25 protein-coding genes, 1 tRNA gene and 1 pseudogene are annotated in these 18,150 nt (G+C 40.5%); 13 read left to right on the top strand and 14 right to left on the bottom strand.

Features of this window, described 5'->3' with window-relative positions:
• Positions 1-135 precede the first annotated feature (135 nt).
• The 5 genes and pseudogenes from ArsFIN_RS09810 to ArsFIN_RS09790 form a co-directional block, all read right to left on the bottom strand.
• A complete protein-coding gene (locus tag ArsFIN_RS09810) occupies positions 136-780 on the bottom strand; it encodes a hypothetical protein (RefSeq protein WP_034250355.1) in 645 nt (214 codons plus the stop codon).
• Positions 777-1,661, bottom strand: a complete 885-nt coding sequence (locus ArsFIN_RS09805; protein WP_026824038.1) for a DNA-processing protein DprA — start codon at positions 1,659-1,661, stop codon at positions 777-779. The genes ArsFIN_RS09810 and ArsFIN_RS09805 overlap by 4 nt, the downstream gene beginning before the upstream one ends.
• Positions 1,662-1,749: 88 nt before the next feature.
• Positions 1,750-2,031 (bottom strand): PDDEXK family nuclease, encoded by a 282-nt coding sequence (locus ArsFIN_RS09800; RefSeq protein ID WP_135677570.1) that lies wholly within the window; start codon positions 2,029-2,031, stop codon positions 1,750-1,752.
• Positions 2,022-2,243, bottom strand: coding sequence for an ANR family transcriptional regulator (locus ArsFIN_RS09795; protein ID WP_135677571.1), 222 nt, complete (start codon positions 2,241-2,243; stop codon positions 2,022-2,024). Before ArsFIN_RS09795 ends, ArsFIN_RS09800 begins: the two co-directional genes overlap by 10 nt.
• 26 nt (positions 2,244-2,269) lie before the next feature.
• Positions 2,270-4,334, bottom strand: a pseudogene (locus ArsFIN_RS09790) (DNA polymerase).
• A 154-nt stretch (positions 4,335-4,488) separates the two neighbouring features.
• Between ArsFIN_RS09790 and ArsFIN_RS09785 the strand changes: the two are divergent.
• Together ArsFIN_RS09785 and ArsFIN_RS09780 are read left to right on the top strand one after the other, a co-directional pair.
• A complete protein-coding gene (locus ArsFIN_RS09785; protein ID WP_135677682.1) occupies positions 4,489-5,163 on the top strand; it encodes a helix-turn-helix transcriptional regulator in 675 nt (224 codons plus the stop codon).
• A gap of 11 nt (positions 5,164-5,174) precedes the next feature.
• Positions 5,175-5,250 (top strand) — tRNA-Lys (locus ArsFIN_RS09780).
• A 2-nt stretch (positions 5,251-5,252) separates the two neighbouring features.
• On the opposite strand, the gene ArsFIN_RS09775 is transcribed toward ArsFIN_RS09780, so the two are convergent.
• From ArsFIN_RS09775 to ArsFIN_RS09755, 5 genes are all read right to left on the bottom strand, one after another.
• Positions 5,253-5,447 (bottom strand): hypothetical protein, encoded by a 195-nt coding sequence (locus tag ArsFIN_RS09775; RefSeq protein ID WP_026824018.1) that lies wholly within the window; start codon positions 5,445-5,447, stop codon positions 5,253-5,255.
• A gap of 75 nt (positions 5,448-5,522) precedes the next feature.
• A complete protein-coding gene (locus tag ArsFIN_RS09770; protein ID WP_135677572.1) occupies positions 5,523-6,077 on the bottom strand; it encodes a DUF2815 family protein in 555 nt (184 codons plus the stop codon).
• Positions 6,078-6,092: 15 nt separating this feature from the next.
• On the bottom strand, positions 6,093-7,412 hold the full coding sequence (locus ArsFIN_RS09765; RefSeq protein ID WP_135677681.1) for a DUF2800 domain-containing protein: 1,320 nt from the start codon (positions 7,410-7,412) through the stop codon (positions 6,093-6,095).
• Positions 7,384-8,328, bottom strand: a complete 945-nt coding sequence (locus ArsFIN_RS09760) for a hypothetical protein (RefSeq protein ID WP_135677573.1) — start codon at positions 8,326-8,328, stop codon at positions 7,384-7,386. The genes ArsFIN_RS09765 and ArsFIN_RS09760 overlap by 29 nt, the downstream gene beginning before the upstream one ends.
• A gap of 12 nt (positions 8,329-8,340) precedes the next feature.
• Positions 8,341-8,598: a hypothetical protein gene (locus tag ArsFIN_RS09755; RefSeq protein WP_135677680.1), complete on the bottom strand. Its 258-nt coding sequence runs from the start codon at positions 8,596-8,598 to the stop codon at positions 8,341-8,343.
• Positions 8,599-8,633: 35 nt separating this feature from the next.
• Between ArsFIN_RS09755 and ArsFIN_RS09750 the strand changes: the two genes are divergently transcribed.
• Positions 8,634-8,909 carry a hypothetical protein gene (locus tag ArsFIN_RS09750; protein WP_135677679.1) on the top strand — a complete coding sequence of 92 codons (276 nt, stop codon included), beginning with the start codon at positions 8,634-8,636 and terminating at the stop codon, positions 8,907-8,909.
• Here ArsFIN_RS09750 and ArsFIN_RS09745 read toward each other — a convergent pair.
• Entirely contained in the window at positions 8,904-9,134 is a 231-nt protein-coding gene (locus tag ArsFIN_RS09745) for a hypothetical protein (protein ID WP_135677678.1), read from the bottom strand. The two genes, ArsFIN_RS09750 and ArsFIN_RS09745, sit on opposite strands and share 6 nt — an antisense overlap.
• Positions 9,135-9,385: 251 nt before the next feature.
• Between ArsFIN_RS09745 and ArsFIN_RS09740 the strand changes: the two genes are divergently transcribed.
• Positions 9,386-9,682 (top strand): bssS family protein, encoded by a 297-nt coding sequence (locus ArsFIN_RS09740; RefSeq protein WP_246067172.1) that lies wholly within the window; start codon positions 9,386-9,388, stop codon positions 9,680-9,682.
• Positions 9,683-10,148: 466 nt separating this feature from the next.
• Here ArsFIN_RS09740 and ArsFIN_RS09735 read toward each other — a convergent pair whose 3' ends face one another.
• The gene (locus tag ArsFIN_RS09735) at positions 10,149-10,847 is read right to left on the bottom strand and encodes an XRE family transcriptional regulator (RefSeq protein ID WP_026824163.1); all 699 of its coding nucleotides are present in this window, start codon (positions 10,845-10,847) and stop codon (positions 10,149-10,151) included.
• Between the two features lie 113 nt (positions 10,848-10,960).
• On the opposite strand from ArsFIN_RS09735, the gene ArsFIN_RS09730 reads away from it, so the two are divergent.
• The 3 genes from ArsFIN_RS09730 (at position 10,961) to ArsFIN_RS09720 (ending at position 14,245) form a co-directional block, all read left to right on the top strand.
• Entirely contained in the window at positions 10,961-11,128 is a 168-nt protein-coding gene (locus tag ArsFIN_RS09730) for a Cro/CI family transcriptional regulator (RefSeq protein ID WP_071846922.1), read from the top strand.
• Positions 11,129-11,131: 3 nt separating this feature from the next.
• Complete coding sequence (locus tag ArsFIN_RS09725; protein ID WP_135677677.1) at positions 11,132-13,489, top strand: DUF5906 domain-containing protein; 2,358 nt, start codon at positions 11,132-11,134, stop codon at positions 13,487-13,489.
• 327 nt (positions 13,490-13,816) lie between these two features.
• Positions 13,817-14,245 carry an antiterminator Q family protein gene (locus ArsFIN_RS09720; RefSeq protein WP_135677676.1) on the top strand — a complete coding sequence of 143 codons (429 nt, stop codon included), beginning with the start codon at positions 13,817-13,819 and terminating at the stop codon, positions 14,243-14,245.
• Positions 14,246-14,596: 351 nt separating this feature from the next.
• Here ArsFIN_RS09720 and ArsFIN_RS09710 read toward each other — a convergent pair whose 3' ends face one another.
• Positions 14,597-14,848 (bottom strand): DUF1883 domain-containing protein, encoded by a 252-nt coding sequence (locus tag ArsFIN_RS09710; RefSeq protein ID WP_246067171.1) that lies wholly within the window; start codon positions 14,846-14,848, stop codon positions 14,597-14,599.
• Positions 14,849-15,202: 354 nt separating this feature from the next.
• On the opposite strand from ArsFIN_RS09710, the gene ArsFIN_RS09705 reads away from it, so the two are divergent.
• The 4 genes from ArsFIN_RS09705 (at position 15,203) to ArsFIN_RS09690 (ending at position 16,735) form a co-directional block, all read left to right on the top strand.
• Positions 15,203-15,499: a hypothetical protein gene (locus ArsFIN_RS09705; protein ID WP_135677674.1), complete on the top strand. Its 297-nt coding sequence runs from the start codon at positions 15,203-15,205 to the stop codon at positions 15,497-15,499.
• Between the two features lie 129 nt (positions 15,500-15,628).
• On the top strand, positions 15,629-15,871 hold the full coding sequence (locus tag ArsFIN_RS09700) for a phage holin family protein (RefSeq protein WP_135677673.1): 243 nt from the start codon (positions 15,629-15,631) through the stop codon (positions 15,869-15,871).
• A complete protein-coding gene (locus tag ArsFIN_RS09695; RefSeq protein WP_135677672.1) occupies positions 15,831-16,313 on the top strand; it encodes a lysozyme in 483 nt (160 codons plus the stop codon). The genes ArsFIN_RS09700 and ArsFIN_RS09695 overlap by 41 nt, the downstream gene beginning before the upstream one ends.
• Entirely contained in the window at positions 16,283-16,735 is a 453-nt protein-coding gene (locus ArsFIN_RS09690; RefSeq protein ID WP_135677671.1) for a lysis protein, read from the top strand. The genes ArsFIN_RS09695 and ArsFIN_RS09690 overlap by 31 nt, the downstream gene beginning before the upstream one ends.
• Before the next feature lie 7 nt (positions 16,736-16,742).
• On the opposite strand, the gene ArsFIN_RS09685 is transcribed toward ArsFIN_RS09690, so the two are convergent.
• Positions 16,743-17,138 (bottom strand): hypothetical protein, encoded by a 396-nt coding sequence (locus ArsFIN_RS09685; protein ID WP_135677581.1) that lies wholly within the window; start codon positions 17,136-17,138, stop codon positions 16,743-16,745.
• A 130-nt stretch (positions 17,139-17,268) separates the two neighbouring features.
• On the opposite strand from ArsFIN_RS09685, the gene ArsFIN_RS09680 reads away from it, so the two are divergent.
• Positions 17,269-17,721 carry a hypothetical protein gene (locus ArsFIN_RS09680; RefSeq protein ID WP_135677545.1) on the top strand — a complete coding sequence of 151 codons (453 nt, stop codon included), beginning with the start codon at positions 17,269-17,271 and terminating at the stop codon, positions 17,719-17,721.
• An 8-nt stretch (positions 17,722-17,729) separates the two neighbouring features.
• Entirely contained in the window at positions 17,730-18,089 is a 360-nt protein-coding gene (locus ArsFIN_RS09675; RefSeq protein ID WP_135677546.1) for an HNH endonuclease, read from the top strand.
• The last annotated feature ends 61 nt before the right edge of the window (positions 18,090-18,150 follow it).

Raw genomic sequence — 18,150 nt, 5'->3', positions numbered from 1 at the left:
CAGTGATCGGTGCGTGCGGTGATTATTCCGATTTGTTGATGGTGGAAATGTTCAAAAAGCTGTTTGATCTCCGCTAACATGGTATCGATACAAAAAAAACTTCAGGGGAAAATCGGCGTTGAATATAAAATTTGATTAAAAATCTATAACATCAAAATCATCAATAATATTTCTAACCGTTCTTGCGATAAAAAGCCCTATTATTTGAACATCTGGAATATGTTGCTTAATAACGGTTTTCATCGCCTTATAGTGACTACCAGCGGTTAAAATATCATCAAAAATAATTATAGTAGATCTAATATCATTGGCTAAAGAGCCATGGAATTCATAATTATTTGCTAATTCTTCACAAGATGGTCTATTTGAAGAATTATGTGATGCTGTTAAGGTTTCTCTTTGTGTTATTAGCTCTCTAAAGTCAACAGTGGAATTTATTTTTTTACATTCATCAAGGATGTTAATTAATCTATCATCATATTTGGGATCTAATTTACATCTAGATGGTGGGACAGGTACAACTGTACATTTAAGCAAATAATCACGATATTCAGATAAAAAAGAAGCTATTTGTTTAATCGCTCTTTTCTTGTATTTATATTCAGGTTTATCTTTTTTTAAAACATCCTTTTTTAAATTAAGAATCAAATTGTTAGTATTACTGAAAGCAAATCCTTTTTCCGCTGTATACTCTCCAAAATAAAGACAGATATCATCTTCAGTTAAATGAAAATGATGACCAAGAGTAAGCTCATCTATCTTTTGTAATAGAAATGTCACAGATTATCCTTAATATCTTGGTAGTTCTTAACTCTAATTGCACCACGAGCTTCATATTTTTCAGGCCAAGATATTGTACTATTTTTGAAACAGCTATCCAGTATAAATAATTTTCTACCCTGATCCAAAGCTGCTCTGGCTTGAGTCAAAGTTCCTGACGTATCGGATGCTTCTACAATAATTGTCGCTTCCGATAAAGCAGACATAGTAGCATTGCGCTCAGGAAAAAATAATCTATTAGTACGATAATCTTGATCTAGATAACGTTTGAACGGTACCTGACTGATCAATAAATAATTTTCTCTAATCCGTTGTTGTAACTCAATATTCTGTTTTGGATAAAAATGTGATAACGGCGTGCCAATAACTGCTATAGTATTCCCTCCAGCATCCAATGCTGTTCTATGAGCCTCAGTATCAACACCTTCAGCAAGACCGGAAACTATGGTAAAATTATCTTCTATAAGGCATTTAACAAGCTTTCTTGTTCTTTTCTTACCTTCTTCAGATACCCTACGAGAGCCAACAACTGCAACGCTGCGAGTATTTATTAGATCCCACCATCCCTGATAATAAAAAACTTCTATCGGATGTTTAGCATCCCTTAATTTCTCGGGATATTCATTAGCTCCATGTATTCTAATTCCAAAATGCTTAACCTGAAATCGGTCAAAAATATCTTTTAAGATCTCCTTAAATTCTTTTCTTACATTCTCAGTAACCATTCTTGATGGAATGGTATCAGGATATTTTCTAAATCTGTCTGCAATAGACCTGAATGTAGCTCCATTTTCAGACCACAAAGCTTCATAAGCTGCCATTTCTTCAAAAGGAGATATGACATGATCAAAAGAATCTAACGAACTGAAATTAAGCTGCATGTGTAACTGCTCTCCTTATGCAAAAATAATTAACTAAAAAATAATAAAAATATGTGGATTCTACAAGAAATAAATTGTTTTTAAGGTATCAATCCACAACAGGTAAGATGCTGCTTAAATCCTGACTGTCCAGTACGATGACCTGATGGCCTAGGGCAAAAAGCCGTGCGTGTTCGCGTAATTGGTAGGGGGTAGGTTTTTCGCCTGGGGCTTTACATTCCACAAAAATAATGTTGCCATTGGGCAGGGCGACTAATCGGTCAGGTACGCCTCGTCGCCCAGGCGAAACAAATTTATAGGCAATGCCACCGATTTTTTGCACTTCACGCACCAAATGTTTTTCGATACTCTCTTCCCTAATTAACCGCATGGATACTTCCTTTTTATGTCTTCCCGTTTTATTTGCATAATGCAAAAATCGGCGCGGTTCTCACTCCAGATACGGTTATTGCGATTGCGCGCCAATCGGTTTGCCTGTGCCCATGCGCGCGCTGCTTCATGGTATTGCCCTGACTGCTCAAGGTGTACCGCGTCCTGTGCAGCCTTAAAATAAAGGGGGCTGTCGTTTTTTCTAAAGGCCATGATGTTTATTTTATCCTGTGTATTATTTATTCCTTGCGATAGCGATAAGTCTCAAACCCCGCTGCACTAAGCGGTAAATCAAAAGCCCAGTCAGGCTTGGCACTTAACAGTGCGCTTAACCCCTCAGCGGAAAATTGTGGGGGTATCGGGCGCTTCGCTGATAATCTCATCGTGGACGGTTAGGACAATCTCATAACCCGCCTTTTCAATAGGCGGCATGTTATAGGCTAATACATCGCGTGCAGCGGCCTGACAGATATTTTCTGTAATTTTCCCCCCGTAGGTTTTTAGCCTTTCCCATTTACGGCTGTAGGGGTTAGTCCCCATGTAGGTAATCTGTCCATTCTCTATTCGCGCAGAAGGGTAACAAAGACTCCGTCCTGATGGTAGACAAATCCTAAGCCAACCTTTATTTCGCCGGACGTTAAGTTTACGGCACTTAAACGGTATCTCAGGTGATTGAATGGCCTTTTTTACGGCGTCTTCAATATCGTACCAGAATGATACGGTTTGTGGATGGGCATTGCGCCACATGCGCTTAAGGGCATCGCAGGTAACAAAGACTTTTTCGCTCAGGCCATAAGTTTTATCTGTTTCAACAGATTTTTGATACCAGCGTATCGCCTCTCGTTTAACGTCAGGCGGGATGTTAGGTAATGCCGCTTCCGCCAGTTCCGCTAAGTCAAGGCCATAGGCGAGGGCAAATGTCAAAAATGCCGCAACCCCACCGCCATAGCCTAATCCAAGCTCCATCACCTTACCGATTTGTCGTTGAGCTTTAGTGACGTTTTTAGGTAATAGATTAAACGCGCGCGCATAGGCGAGTTTATAGAGGTCATCGCCTTTGCCGTTATCGAACTCGCTAAAAGCTTTGACTTTCCAGTTTTCGCCCGCCAGCCATGCCAACATGCGACCTTCAATATTGGATAAATCGGAAATAACCAGCTTCTTACCCTGCGGGGCAATAATACATCCTCTAAGCGCAGAACTGGTCAGTTGCATAATGTCATCGCAAATCAGCTCGGCGCAACCCGCTTTTAACGCTTCAACCCCCTCATCAATGGTTTTTTGGTCAAGCGTGGGTCTGGGGAGATTATCCGGTTGAAAAATCCGCCCCGCCCATCGTCCAGTACGTGAAGCGCCACAAAACTGTTTGGTTCCTCGAAGTCGTCCATCTACACTCACCGATTTCAACAGCGCTTTATATTTACTGGTGCTGGTTGTGCACGATTGCAGACGGACTGACAGCAGTTCACGTAAAGCCCGTGGAATATCAGGGTCATTAACGCGTCGCTGTAGCGTGCTGGCTTGCATATCCGGTAACGTGATGCCAAATGCCGAGGCAATATGCTGTAATAGTGCATCACGTTGGGTTGCGGACTGTACGGTGTTATCCGTTAATTGCCGGGTGACGGCTGATAACCGCTTTTGCTCGTTTTCAACGGCGGTTAAGGCGCTTTTGGCCAACTCAACGTCCATACCCATTCCACGGCGATTAATCTTTTGGTCTAACTGCCATAATTGGGTTTCGTCCACACTCATATTCCAACGCGGTAAATGCTGATAAATCTCACGCATGGCTAAAATATCAGAACCTGCGTATTGCTTAAAACGTTGCCATTCTTCGAAATGTGTTAACACCGTGGCGCGTTGTATTTTGCTGTTTTTAGGGCGCGGTTTGCAAAATAGCTGTATGAGCGCTTTACCTTCTTTATCTTTGGCTTTATCGCTATTGACGTTGAAGATATCGCAAAGCGAACCCAGTGCGCCAGGTAAGCCATGTGCCAGTGCTTGCACCAGCGTATCGTGAACGCGGGATAAGGGTAAGTCGATATTTAACACTTTGCTTAAAATCACCGTATCAAACATCCCCCCATTATGCCAAACGGTTAAAATTTCAGGGTCATCGAGGTAGGCTTTTAAATCCTTTGGCATCGTTTTATCTTCAGTCACATCCCAAACCTTTACGGGTTCATGATTGTACGCATACGCAAAAAGTAATATTTCTGCATTTTCAGCATAGCGATGTGTGCCACAATTAATCGGAATATCGCTGTAGGTTTCTAAATCGCAAAATAGTAAATTTTGCATGTAAAAATTCCTCAATACTTAAATTGATGAAAGATTGCCTCATTTTACATATGTGTTAAGATTTCATACTAGGGGTATTAGTGAACGAGATGATTTATTAAAAAACCACGCTTAATTGTAAAAATTAAATTGTAATGGTGATATATATATATATATGAAAACGTGTGACGTACTGACAAAGCACCTCATCTCATTTATTCAAAGACAAAAAGATTATTGGCATATAAAAGATATTCAATCACGTTTTATCTATGCTAATAGTTCAGCTTTTATTCTTTCTGGTTTACCGTTCAACTTCGATATTGAAGGTAAATTAAACTCTGAATGTCCTTTATTATGGATTGAATGTGATAAAATTCGTAATTATTTTCCTCAAAAAATCATTTGGGAGCCTGGTAAGTCAATATTTAGTATTTTTTCTTTCCATGAAAGAAAAAAGAAAATACTTCAATCCGGTTTTGTTAAAAAATTTCCCTATTACAATCAGAATGAAATTGTGGGTACTATTTGTCATGGAAGACTAATTGACCCTTTATTGGTATCAAGGTATTTATTTAAACCATCTAATGCGCCTTCTTTTTTAACCAATCACCCACCAAATAATTTATTTACGACTGAAGAACTGAATGTACTCTTTTTCGCGATGAAACTATTCACTAATCAAGAAATCGCATTGCGATTAGGTACCTATTGTTGTGTTGTAGAGCAAATAATACGACAGATATGTAACAAGATTGATATTCACTCACGAAAACAACTGAGAGATTATGGTATCGCTGAAGGTTTTGATAATTACTTCCCGCCATTTTTATTAAAAGGATTGTTATAAATTACTATCATGGGTTATTAGCTCAGCGGGTAGAGCTGTGGACTCTTAATCCATCGGTCGTAGGTTCGAGTCCTGCATAGCCCACCATTTTACCGATGGCTTTTTGCCAATCGTTTATTCTCTTTTCTCAGGTACTGGTTTTCTTCTGCCAGTAGTTGGATCATATTGATTAATGTTCTGGTTTCCTCATCAGCGTAAACGGGTTGTTCCAGGTTAAGCAGATAATGGTGGTTGTTACTGGGATTAGTAAGTGCAATGGTTTCACTCATATTATCTAATTTCATGTTTAACTCTCCTCAAGGAATATAGCGCGATGCCTGATTATTTCACCACCTCAGGCGGCGGTAGTTTCCCTGGTGTTAACTTGCCAATAACTCTTCTTCCTCAGCCATGCTCAGGTCGTCAAATTCGTCAACGGAGGCCACACTTCCACCGCTAAATGCATCACCATCCCGGAAAAACTGAACGCCTCTTAATGACGCTGAAACGCCTTTACCATTATTGTCATAGGCATAAAACTCAATGGTGGCGTTAACGTAGCAGCCTGAGTAGGGGCGACCATCCTGTGCGGTTAACGGTGAGGTATTGCGGTCAATGACTAATGGGCGGGATTTATTACTGGCGCTGATATACAGGTTTCCGGCGTAGCCGTCGTATTCTTTATTGTCGCCATCGCGTAAGCAAAAATGGTTAGGATTATTGCAGATGTTATTATAGATTTTTTCGATATCCTTGGCGCCCCATTTTTCCCCAATCACACGTTTGATACCGGTTTTAATTTCCTCAATCAGGTCAGTACGACTTTTAGCGATAAGGAAAGTGGCGCGGTATTTAAATTCACTCTGACCACTAAATTGAGAGGGTTCAAACAAATCAGGAAAAGCCAGACGTACGTTGTTTAATTTGATTTTCATCACGTTACCTTTTAATTAGATGGATTTATCAACAAGTGATGCTTCGGTCACATCGTCAAAGTCGTTTAAGGGGTTAGTAATAATGGCAGGTCTTGGGTCAGATTCCGGTGCGATGACGGGTTTACCGTCTGCTCGTTCAATAAGTGCTTCCAGTTTTGCCCAGCGACTCGGTTTGTCTTTTTTAAGCAATTTTTCAGCCTGTGGTGGACTGATAATTTTCTTGTGGTAGATTTGTTCCTGTTTAAGTTTGGCGCCTTTTAACAGCGCTTCGGCTTCACGCTCATCACCCCAGGTGCGATTACCCTGTTTGCCAGTCACCAGTTTAAAGCCCGGTACTGATTGCCCGTTGTGTAATGTTTCGGCGACCCGATTTCGCAGGGCTTTACAAAAGCTCTCTATCAAATCAACATGCTGGTAGAGTTTTGCCATTTGTGCAGGGGTTAGCAGCGTAATGCGTTTGATAGCATCACTTAGTTGGGGGTTCAAAGGCCGAGTTAAATCGACAAAATCGCCTCTGACTTCATTATGGATAAATTGCGCCTGAGCAAAACACAATCCGCCTTTTGCTTTGCAGAACTGGCATTGCTTGATACCCGGTGAAAACGCACTATCCGGTAGCGCATCAAGCCCGTTGCGCTCGGCGAGGGTTACCATCTCCATGGCTTTTTTCGCGCCTGATTTAGCCTGTTCGCCAAATTCTTTTAAATCCTCAACCGATAGCGCCCATTCAGACAGATGGTTAAGCCTGGGTTGATGGATGAAAAGCCGAACCGTTTTGAAATCATAAACAAGGTCAAACTGATATAAAGCGCCCAGCGCATAAAGCATGAGCTGCTCGTTGTTCGGGGCATCCACTTTAACGCCTTTACCGTATTTTAGGTCATGGATTTGTAGCTCATCCTCGCTGATAATAATCGCATCGGCGGTACCAAAAGAATTCTCTACGCCAATGACCGCTGAAAAATCCACCCGTTCTTCAACCTGTAGGATTTTCCCGTCCGCTAGTTGCCAGACGGTATCAACATAGGTCTGGACGTGTTCAATCATCTCTTCATCCACTTGTGGCGAATTAGCTTTCAACAAGGGATATGTGCCGATATAATCCTTTGCATCAAAACCGTAGGTTCGTCTACACCCTTCGCTAAACGGGTTTTGACGCATTGTTAGGATACTTTCCGCTAACGCATGCGCCGCGCTGCCTTCTTCCGCAAACGGCGATGTTTTATCGGGTAAGGTGGCTTCTACTGCGAGACTGGCGCTACATCTCATCCATCTATGCGCTGAGGAGGGGGAAAGTTTTGCATGTTCAGCCATCACTACCCTCTGCGTTATCATCGGCTAAAACGCGTTGGGCTTTCTTGATAAACTGAACCAGATTGTCATCAGGAATATCACCTAGCCTTTTAGCGTTGAATTCATCGAGTATTTTAACGACTTCATTCCGATAGCCTTTTTTTGCCAATTCAGTGATCAGTTTTGAAGACTTAGTTCGTGGGTCTTCAGCTTCTACCAATTTCACTTCCGCCGGTGTAGGCAATTCACGCACTAATGACAAGGCAAATTCGCGACGATCGGTAATGCCAAAGAGATTATCCCAATTAGCCAACGTTTTTAGGCATATCGTAAAAATTTTAACTTTGGGAAGAAATGTCACCTTAGGTAATCCATTTAAGGCGCAATAAAGTGCATCAATTTGTCCGGTAACACTATTTGCTTTCTCAGATGCAAGCGTTGCGGTGGCTTTAGCGACTTGCGTACTGTCAGGTTTAAGCGCTTTGTCACCAAACAAGACGGATAGGGCGACGACGTGACGCAAATCAAGCGATTCAATATCAACCGGTTCGGGCTTAGGTTCAGGTTCAGGCGCTACTTTAGGGGTTTCAACAATCGGTTTAACGGCTTTAGCAGGTTTGGTTTCTGCCCGAAGGGTTTTAACCTTTTTCTCGGCGACAACCGGTGTTGGTTTGTCTTCAGCGCTAGCGGGCACTTCGATAGTAATTTTAGGCTCAATCACTTCTTGAGGCTCAACCATAGCTGATGGCACGACAGGTTGAGGCTTAACGTCCGGTGTGAAGGGTTTTGGTTTGTTCGCCCTTGTCGGTTCATTTGGGTCACTCGGGTCATGTTCAGTATGTGCGACCAACTGACTAATTAACATTTTATGGGCTTCGGCCAGTTGATTGTGCGCCATGATCATTTGCGTGTGGTTTTCTGCCAGTCTTGCCAGCAGGGGGCTATTTGCGGTAAGCATAATGCGTTGACCTCAACGGTATATAGTGACAGGGAACTGGTGATTGCCATTGCGTTTTAGCGCTTCTAATTTTTGTACATAGCGTATGCGCCGGACGTTGTTGTTCATCGGAAATCGCTCCGATGACAGGATTTTTGCTTTTTGCATGGTGGTTTTTCCGATGGGATGGACTAGATAGGGTATGCCTGATATTTCTGGCGCGTCAGGCTCGCCCCCTTTTGTGTATTCCCACAACACACAAAACAGGTTACTATGTGTTTCCCACAACACATAAAAGAGAGACGATATTAACAATGGCTAAATATATGGCGCGAGTTGAACTGCATGATGCTGATTCAAAGCAATATGAAATTCTTCATGAAAGGATGAAATCACTTGGATTTTATCGAACACTCATGAGCGATAATAACAGACTGCTAAAATTACCAGATGCCACATATCAAGGTGATACATCTAACACCGCAAAAGATATATGCAATCAAGTTAATCGTATTGCCCATCCTCTATCTTATGGTAGTCCATCTATAATAGTTTGTAGCATGGTTGACGATTGGGAAGCCTGGTTACCGTACACATCATGAATTAGCAAAACCAAAATTCATATTATCTTTGCCACAATCTTTACCAGCATCTTTTTCTGATGCTTCTCTTTCCAGCGCAATAAAACCATCTCTGATGGCCGATGCAAGTGCTTTCGCCCTGACCTTATCGATAGCGCGATTTGAATCCATTTCTGCCTGTAATGCATACCGTAACGCTTCGCTGGCTTTCTCTTGAGATTTTTCACTCAATTCTTCAAATTTCATCATTTCTCCTAAATACAAATCGGTTTTGGTGGTGTGTGCCGGAGGTGTCCGGATTATATTTACAGTCATCTTGGTAGTTCCCTGGTGTTGGCTTTTAACTTAATGGCTGTATTTTGGTTATTTCACACACCCCAAAACCGACTGTTTGGGTGTTTTGTGGTTACGCTTTTTCAGCGAAAGGGTGTTAAAGAGCGGTACTGCTTAATTGCATTTAAATTTATTGCGCCTGTCTTTTCACCACATCAGGCTCGGTGGTATCCTTGCTGTTCTCTACAACAACAAAGAAGAAAAAATTATGTCTAAAAAAAAATGATATTCCCACGTTTCCTATTGCTGGTTGGAAAATCGGTCCTTTACCAGGTTACGATGCGCTGGCGTTGAAATTTCAATTTCTTTCGTCGCCTATGCAGTCAATTAATGAAGCTCAGGAAACTCAGTTCTTTATTATTAATCCACAGATGGCTCGAACACTCATTGCTGATCTAACCAAACATATTGACACCTTGGAAAAGTCTGCCATTCAATCTCCTCAAGGAGATACCCACTAACTAAAAACACAGCACTAACCGCTTTTTGTTCAAAGCGCCTAATTTCATAGGTGCTTTTTACATTCGTCATATCTTAAATCCTTTTGAATTACTGTCGTCACTCACCATAGGCCACTTCGCAAAATGACCTATAATTAGTGTTTTTTGCGTTTGTACACTCTGTTATGGCTGCCTGTCCCTTGACATTGCTGTCCTGCAAAGAGCGGATCGCACTCTATGCAACGTGCACCACTGCACTACTACAGACATAACGCGCTGTACATTTCGACTTTCTAAATTGTTAAAGAGCGAGAGTTTGGTCACTTAAAAATTAATACATATAAGTTAAGATTTATTTTCTGATATTAAGTTTACTAAACATAATTGTCAAGGCTAAAGTTAAGATATTTAAACTTTGTTTAAATGGGGAAATAAAAACCTACTTTTAACGTAGGTTTTTAGGGGGAGAATTGAGCGTGGAGAACCTTTAAAGGAGAACAGAGTACCAAAAAACTTTACCCATGATTTTTATATTGCTTATATCAGATCCTATATAATCTTCATCAGCGTATTCATCTCTATTATATGATCTGATCCGTATACCTCCAGGTATACGGTATAATATTTTAACACGTAACATACCTTCATGTTCAATAGCATACATTTGACCATCTTTGATGTTAGTGTCTGATCTATCTATCCCCGCGGTGGCTCCGTCAGGGACAACAGGCTCCATACTATTACCTGTAATACTTACACAAGCGGCGTTTGCAGGATCAACACCGGCTTTTCGGAGGGTTGAATACGCAAAACGTAATTTATATCCATTGTTATCTAGCGTAACAAAAGAGCCTTTTCCTGCCGATAATGATATTTCCTTAAAAAATGGTAATTCAATTTCATCTTCACCTAGTGGTGTATTTGAATCCCACGGTGCAAAATTACCAATAATTTTTGCGTTTGCCAGTTGAGCGTTTACTTCAGCATTTTTTTCATCCCCATCAAGCAGCCATTCGATAGTTACACCAAGTGCTTTAGCCAAACTAACAAGATTTTTGCCGTTTGGCTCTGTAGTACCTGATTCCCATTGAGATATAGTTGCTTTTGATACGCCAATTCGCTTCCCTAAAGATTCTTGAGTCATTTTATTGTGATTGCGAGCTTGACGAATTCTTTCACATTGCATGGTTTTATCCCCTAAATAAGTTTAGATAGCTTAACTCTTTTGATGTTATGTTATCTTGACTTATTTGTTTAGTATTCTTAACATGATGCTTATATCTTTCGGAGGCCGTAATTATGAAGAAAAGTGAAGCTATTTATTTGGCGGGTAATAAGACTAATTTAGCAAAATTATTAAAAATAACAAAAAGCGCAGTCTCACAATGGGGTGATGATATTCCAGAATTACGCGCATTACAGCTTGAAAAACTAGTTAATGACAAGAATAACACTAAGGCCAAATAACCCATGCAAATAAATTATTCTGTCGGGCGTAGTGTTACTGATCAGCGCCCGAGTCCTGCTGTTGCTGGCTCGTATGACGAGCGTGATCACCTAAAAACATGGGGTGCGTTGCCTGATGAATGGGTGCACTTCGATTTAGTCCTTGGCTATACCGATAGATTATTACCTGTGGTCTGTAATGCTGAGGCTACGATTTCGCCTTCTAGTAAAATGAAAGCACTAGGTAAAACGCCTTCAATCTATAATTCTCAGCGACAGGTTATTGGTATAACCGAATGGACTAGCAAATCTTCCTCAGGGGCAGATATTGAAAAATGGATGATGGAGCCTGATTACGGTATATGTGTCAAAACGGGCTCTGGCATAGTAGCACTGGATTGTGATAGTGACGATGTTGATGTCCAAGCACGTATCCAGGCCTTTATGCTACAGTCCTTTGGTCAAATCCCACCACGCCGTTTTCGAAATAACAGTAACAAATGCCTTTACCTCATCGCAGTAGAAGGTGAGTTTTCTAAACGTGTACATCGATTAAAAAACATTTTGGGGATCATTGAGCTTCTCGCTAAAGGGCAACAATTTGTTGCCATCGGCGCGCATCCTACTGGTGCCCGGCTTCAATGGGATAATGATTTACCGTCTGAACCTTTTATGATCACTGAAAAACAATTGAATGATTTTTGGAAGGACTTAGCGGATGAATTGCCCGTTGTGTCGTCGTCAGAGTCTGATCGCGTAGGTAAAGTAAGAGACCGTTCGATCGTAACGCCTAATGCAACCGATGAAGTCGCTGAGTTCTTGGATAGCCAGGGGCTAACACTAGACTATGGGCGTAATGGTGAACGCTATATCACTTGCCCTTTTGAAAGCGGACATAGCACTGATAGTGGGGTCACCAGTACGGCGTATTTCCCTAAAAATACAGCGGGGTTTGAAGTAGGGCATTTCAAATGTCTTCATGCCAGTTGTGCACATCGAAACGATGGCGATTTCTTGCACGCTATTGGGTTTGGTAAAGATGATTTTGATGATCTGTCGGATAATAAAACTGAAGAGGGTTTTACCGATATCAATATGGATATGACAAGCCATTTCCTTGAACGTTTTATTTATGTAGTCAAAGGTGATCAGGTGTGTGATTTATCACGGCCCCCTTATAATTGTGTTATTGAGATGAAATCATTTAAAAATCTGATGGCGCCTTTTCAAATACCATCAATAAGTAAAAAAGGTCAACCAACTTCTGCAACGAAACGCTGGATAGAGCATCCTAAAAAACAAGTGGCTGAAAGTATTGGATACCAACCCGGCAAAGGACGTTTAATTAAACGACATGATGGGCGCTTTGATATTAATGAGTTTTATCTACCTGACCATGCGAAGGTTTCGAATTTTGATAAATCAGATAACATCTTTCTTAAACACATGGAATACCTTTTGCCTAAAAAAGAGCAAAGGGACTTTTTCATTGCGCGTTTAGCCTGGATAGTCCAACGCCCCGATCGTCGATGCCCTATTACTATTCTTCATATATCGTTGTTACATGGAACGGGCAGAGGATGGGTGATTCAACTGATGGAAAAAATTCTAGGCTCCTGGAATTGTACAAGGGCGAAAATGGATGTTATCTGTAAAAATCAATACCATGACTATTTACATCATTCTCTACTATGTACTGTTGATGAAGTAAGAGAAAACACGGATAAGCGGTATTCAATTAGCGATCAACTACGTGACATTCTTACCGAGCCTAGATTTGAAGTTAATAATAAATATGGAAAGAAAATAACTGAAGACATTTTTACCAGCTTTCTGTTTTTATCAAACCATATAGATGCCATTATTATCCCCGAAGAAGACAGACGTATTGCAGTCTTTGGGGGGCCTGATCACTTACAAGATGTCAAGTATTATGAAACCCTTTATCGTCATTTACAAGACGCTAATTTTATATCACAGGTATTTTGGTACTTAAAATCCATTGATTTGAATCAATTCAATTGGCAAAGAGCACCTGATACTGAAGAGCGTCAGATCATGATAGAAAGTAGCCGTTCAGATGTTGCCAAAACCTTGCACGATTTGATTGATGCGCCTATTTCTCCCGTTATGACCTATCAGCAGATAGTTAATTTTATTATTGGTGATATGGGTTCAGCAGTGGAGATCAACGCTAAACAAATTACGGCGATTTTAAGAGCAAAAGGGTTGACGCAATATGCAAAATTAAAATTTAAAGGCGACACAGTTCGTCCTTGGATACTTGTTAAAAAAAGAAAGTTAACAAACGAAGAAGTACGTACCGAATTAGAAAAATGCGAAAATTTACAAGAGAAGGTGGTAGGTGGCACTTACTTTTAAAACTTTTATTTTTTTAAGAGCGAGAAAAGTGGCAGGTGGTGGCATATAAAAGAATAACTGCCACCTTAAAAAAATCAATAAAATCAAAGCATAAACCCTAAAAGGTGGTAGGTGGCATGTGTTTTAACATATTACGTGCGAGATAGTGTAATATTATGTTACATAATATACGTGTTTTATATATATGTTTAAAGTATCTGCCACCTCCCCCCTTTTTTGTAAAGATGTAGATACGGTAAGGCTTAGTACAGGGGGCTGATAGGTATTTTAAGCACCACCCTGTGCCACCTCTACGTTTTTCACACTTCTAGGAGGAGCGAAAAGATCATGAGCAGAGACATTGAGAAAATACTACTCCACTGGGGCGGTTGGTGTGCGGGTAATCCGTATGCCTCGGTGAGCTGGTTGCCTGTGGCATCAGGTTTTAATCGCTTCATGCCATTTTCCACCTCCCGATTATCGTGCAGTGATGCGGATGGGCTGGTGATTGATGTATGCGTCAGTCGCCTTAACACGGTGGGGATGGCGAGAGAGTTGAGTTACATTGAGGATTATTATATCCGTGGCATCTCCAAGCGCGCCATCGCGCGAAAGTTTGCGGTACGCGAGGATGAGGTGCGAAAAAGAATGCAAATTGCGGAAGGATTTGTTTTGGGATGCTTAGAAACCCTTGATATTCAATTAGATATCGACACATTGTACAAATATCGTACAAATAGTTATCAAACACTGGTGCGACCGCAAAAGGTATGCTAAAGTGCCCACAATGATTTTTTGCGTCCAGCAGAAATGTACGCTGATAAATAAAACCTCGATTAATTATTTTTTTGCTCACCTCGCTTTTTGCGGGGTTTTCTTTTTTAGTTTTGTTGTTACCCAAATAGTTATATCTTGTTTGTGCACTACTTTTTATAAGCTCGTAGGGTACATATAAGGTAATGTCACAGGTATCGTATGCGGATTATTATAAAAAATAAAAATGAAGTTGTTTGGTATAGAAACATTGAAAAAGGTGAAGGCATGGCATCAAAGGGATATACGAAGGACGGAACGCAACATGAAATTATATCCGCCCTGGAATATGCACTAGAACAGTCTAGAGCGGAGTTAATGTGCTGGAATGACAGATATAGAATGTCTGAGGGTAGCTGAGCCTCCACCAAGATCTAGTGTTATGTTCCAATATCCATTATGCGGAACAGTAAGTTGAGCAGGTAGTCTTTTAAAAAATCCGCCACCGCCATGATGATGAAATGTTCTTCCATTACGATAATTATTAAATTCAGAGTCTGTTGTCATAAGTATGTTGCATTGATGGGTACAATTTATAACAACAGTGTCACCTGTGTTTAATTGCATTCTTTTGTGTAAGAAATTCATTAATAATTAGTCCTGTATATAAACAGGGCTTTACACAGATCATCAAGTGGAATAAACTAAATGCGTGATCACATGTAAAACCTTGTCGTTTTATCTTCTGTCCCTGATAGTTATCGCTATCAGGGATTCCTATATATATAGTGTCTACTACTCAAAATATACACTATATGTCGTTATTATATTCTTGAGCAAAAAAAGATCAACTTACGAATTTTTAACATCTGCTTGATGGTGGGCTTTTTCATTTACGCCACCGCAATACTCACAAAAACAATAATGAAAATGAGTAAGGCGGCTGGCTTCCTGTTCAATTGTTAAACATGAGGTTAAAGTATGGACGAACGTATAGAAGTATTAGAAAGTAGAATAGGTAAATTGGAAAAACAGTTCACAGAGATGAATAAGGTGAACTACTGTACTAAATCAGAACATAGTGTTAATGCTATTCTTCAAAATGCTTTAGATTTAACCCATGTAAAAAAGGCTACATCCAATTTTAAAACAAATTTTAAAACAAATTGTAAAGTTACTTATCAACAAGCAGTCATAGACAAAGTCTTGGTAAAAGATAATTTTATATTAGAAGCTATTATAAATCAGCCATCCCTTAGATTGGTTACTCTGGGCTGAATTGAAAGTTTATCTCAAATATCTATTTGATGCTTTGAATTCTTTTTTGGAAAATTATCATGAAAAATTTATGCCCTCCTCTTTTTTAACAAATAATTCAAAGCAATGGAACCCTCAGTGGGAGGGTATATGCGCATGTCAGAAAAATACTCAACACCTGCGGCCTATCTGTGGGGCATCATGACCTCCATCGGGGGCGTTATAACAACGATTTTTGATTTTTTAACCCTTGACCAGTGGGTAGCGGTGATGGGTATTGGCTGCACGATAGGGACATTTTTAATCAACGTGTACTACCGCAAAAAGGAATACAGACTCAAGGAGCGTCAGTATGAAAATACCGAAAAAAATACTCATGGCGACGGGCGGTAGTGCGTTGTTTTTAGCGTCAAGCATGATAACGCATTTTGAGGGATTGAGACTTAAGCCTTATTTCGATGGGGGCGGTGTGCTTTCTGTTTGCTATGGCCATACCGGTAAGGATATTGCGCGTAATCGGGCGTACACTAAATCGGAATGTGATAAGTGGCTTGATGACGATTTGAAAGCGATAAAACGTTACGTTGACCCACTGATTAAGGTCAGTATCAATACACTCACTCAGGCAGCCCTTTACTCATTTGCTTACAACGTGGGCGTGGGGAATTTCGCTAAATCCACGTTACTCAAAAAGCTCAACGCTGATGACCGAAAAGGCGCTTGTGATGAAATGAAACGCTGGGTTTATGTCGATGGCAGAAAGTGGAAAGGGTTAATGACCCGCCGGGAAATAGAGAGCGTAATATGTTATGGCGACCTGTCACATTTATCGTAGTGATTATTGCTGCATTGATTTTATCACTCGTTTTCACCCACTCCCGTTACCAAACCGTCAAACAAAACTACCAAACGCTAAAACAGCAATATCACGAGCAAATTGAAGCGTTGAAATTGCAGAAGCGAAAAATCGATGCTTTGCACCAGCTCGACATTCAACACACCAAGGAACTCAATAATGCCAAAGCTGAAATTGCTAAGCTGCATGATGCTGTTCGTGCTGGCACTAAACGGTTGCGCGTCAATGCCGTGTGTCGTGCATCCAAAACCACTACCCCCAAGAGCCGATATGATGAAGCCAGCCCACAACTTGGTGAGGCAGCTAGACAGGATTATTTCCATCTCAGAGAGATGATAGCTGAGAACGAAAAGCAGACGGAATATCTACAGCAGTACATCAAAACACAGTGTAGTGGTTAATTTTGATTTATTTTAAGCGTAAAAATAGTTTTATATCTGCCACCTGTTTTAATAATAAATTGTATGCCTCATCCGTTCTGGATTTTTCATGCTTGAGCTGATTAAAAGTCGATTGATATTGACAAATTAAAGCTTCGAAGCGTTTCTGTTGTCTTTTAGATAACCGTCGCATTAAGCATGTTATGGCAGATTCTGGTAAGAGGAATGCAGTAGTAAAACCCCGTTGTTCAAACCATGACTGCATATAATCAAAATAGTCAATTATGGGTTCAGCACGTTCATTAAACTCTTGTCTTTTATCTCTACCTATGGCGTGTTTGTTACCAATATATAAGCCCAAAAAGAATGTTAATAAACTAATCAGAGGTGAGTAAAGTTGCAGGATTTTTATCAAATCATTCATGAATATTGGTGGCTCCTTTATCCAATAATTACGTTTATTTTTGGCTTGCTATGTGGTGGTTTAACAGGTTGGCCACCATTCAGTTGGAAATAATTATTAAAGATTACCATTAATTTGAAATAGGTGAGCTATGTCTGAAAAAAATGCACCAGAAATTAGAGTAAGAATAAAGGCTGATGATAGTGATCTCATTAAATTAGAAGATCGCTTGCAACGTATTGCTAATTTGATGCAACAAATGGGGTCAATTAACGAAGAGAAAACATATCCAGCCAGTTTGCAAATGGCAGTACAAGAGGCTTGTAATATAGGTGCTCGAGAAGGCGCGAAAAAAGCAAGAGATAAACAAATCAATGATGAAAAAGAGACATCGATAAAATTATCAAAACTGTTTATTAGGGGTGTGTTTAAAGGCTATGCACTTACCGTTAATGGCAAGATACTCTCTAATCAGGAATCGACGGTTATAGAGAGTAAACCGCAGGAAATTCCACGTGTTAAGGCCTCTTTCATTGTGACTGATGAGATAATAGTTGATGCGCCTGATATATATTTAAAATCAGCAGAAGAAGTGAATGCTTAAGGAGGACTATGCCGCCACGTATTCCTCGTGCCTGTCGCAAACCCGGTTGTGCCAAGACAACAACTGAATGCAGTGGGTACTGTGACGCACATCGAAACCAAAGTTGGAAAGATTATCAACAAGGTAAAAGCCGTCATCAGCGTGGCTATGGTACAAAGTGGGATCATCTCCGTAAAAAAATATTAAAACGTGATAAATTTTTGTGTCAGGGATGTTTAGTTGAAGGGCGATTGATAACCGCAACCACCGTTGACCATATTCTCGCAAAAGCAACAGGCGGCAATGATGCAGAAAGTAACTTGCAAGCGTTATGTTGGCCATGCCATCGCACGAAGACCGCAAGAGAAAAGCGAGGGAGGGGCGGGTAAAATCGCTCCCTCTTTTACCTTTGGGAACCGCCGATTTGCCTTTTTTTACACCACCGCAGGT

Origin of the sequence: Arsenophonus nasoniae, assembly GCF_004768525.1 — a bacterium.
In the GTDB taxonomy this organism is placed as follows: domain Bacteria; phylum Pseudomonadota; class Gammaproteobacteria; order Enterobacterales; family Enterobacteriaceae; genus Arsenophonus; species Arsenophonus nasoniae.
This window is presented reverse-complemented; position numbering and strand designations above follow the sequence as displayed.

Coding starts and splice junctions, on each gene's coding strand:
- ArsFIN_RS09800 (WP_135677570.1), bottom strand. CDS start 2,031: ATGCGGTTAATTAGGGAAGAGAGTATCGAAAAACATTTGGTGCGTGAA.
- ArsFIN_RS09735 (WP_026824163.1), bottom strand. CDS start 10,847: ATGCAATGTGAAAGAATTCGTCAAGCTCGCAATCACAATAAAATGACT.
- ArsFIN_RS09705 (WP_135677674.1), top strand. CDS start 15,203: ATGGACGAACGTATAGAAGTATTAGAAAGTAGAATAGGTAAATTGGAA.
- ArsFIN_RS09710 (WP_246067171.1), bottom strand. CDS start 14,848: ATGCAATTAAACACAGGTGACACTGTTGTTATAAATTGTACCCATCAA.
- ArsFIN_RS09730 (WP_071846922.1), top strand. CDS start 10,961: ATGAAGAAAAGTGAAGCTATTTATTTGGCGGGTAATAAGACTAATTTA.
- ArsFIN_RS09795 (WP_135677571.1), bottom strand. CDS start 2,243: ATGGCCTTTAGAAAAAACGACAGCCCCCTTTATTTTAAGGCTGCACAG.
- ArsFIN_RS09725 (WP_135677677.1), top strand. CDS start 11,132: ATGCAAATAAATTATTCTGTCGGGCGTAGTGTTACTGATCAGCGCCCG.
- ArsFIN_RS09745 (WP_135677678.1), bottom strand. CDS start 9,134: ATGAAATTTGAAGAATTGAGTGAAAAATCTCAAGAGAAAGCCAGCGAA.
- ArsFIN_RS09785 (WP_135677682.1), top strand. CDS start 4,489: ATGAAAACGTGTGACGTACTGACAAAGCACCTCATCTCATTTATTCAA.
- ArsFIN_RS09680 (WP_135677545.1), top strand. CDS start 17,269: ATGTCTGAAAAAAATGCACCAGAAATTAGAGTAAGAATAAAGGCTGAT.
- ArsFIN_RS09675 (WP_135677546.1), top strand. CDS start 17,730: ATGCCGCCACGTATTCCTCGTGCCTGTCGCAAACCCGGTTGTGCCAAG.
- ArsFIN_RS09775 (WP_026824018.1), bottom strand. CDS start 5,447: ATGAAATTAGATAATATGAGTGAAACCATTGCACTTACTAATCCCAGT.
- ArsFIN_RS09760 (WP_135677573.1), bottom strand. CDS start 8,328: ATGCTTACCGCAAATAGCCCCCTGCTGGCAAGACTGGCAGAAAACCAC.
- ArsFIN_RS09700 (WP_135677673.1), top strand. CDS start 15,629: ATGCGCATGTCAGAAAAATACTCAACACCTGCGGCCTATCTGTGGGGC.
- ArsFIN_RS09750 (WP_135677679.1), top strand. CDS start 8,634: ATGGCGCGAGTTGAACTGCATGATGCTGATTCAAAGCAATATGAAATT.
- ArsFIN_RS09720 (WP_135677676.1), top strand. CDS start 13,817: ATGAGCAGAGACATTGAGAAAATACTACTCCACTGGGGCGGTTGGTGT.
- ArsFIN_RS09805 (WP_026824038.1), bottom strand. CDS start 1,661: ATGCAGCTTAATTTCAGTTCGTTAGATTCTTTTGATCATGTCATATCT.
- ArsFIN_RS09765 (WP_135677681.1), bottom strand. CDS start 7,412: ATGATAACGCAGAGGGTAGTGATGGCTGAACATGCAAAACTTTCCCCC.
- ArsFIN_RS09685 (WP_135677581.1), bottom strand. CDS start 17,138: ATGAATGATTTGATAAAAATCCTGCAACTTTACTCACCTCTGATTAGT.
- ArsFIN_RS09695 (WP_135677672.1), top strand. CDS start 15,831: ATGAAAATACCGAAAAAAATACTCATGGCGACGGGCGGTAGTGCGTTG.
- ArsFIN_RS09770 (WP_135677572.1), bottom strand. CDS start 6,077: ATGAAAATCAAATTAAACAACGTACGTCTGGCTTTTCCTGATTTGTTT.
- ArsFIN_RS09690 (WP_135677671.1), top strand. CDS start 16,283: ATGTTATGGCGACCTGTCACATTTATCGTAGTGATTATTGCTGCATTG.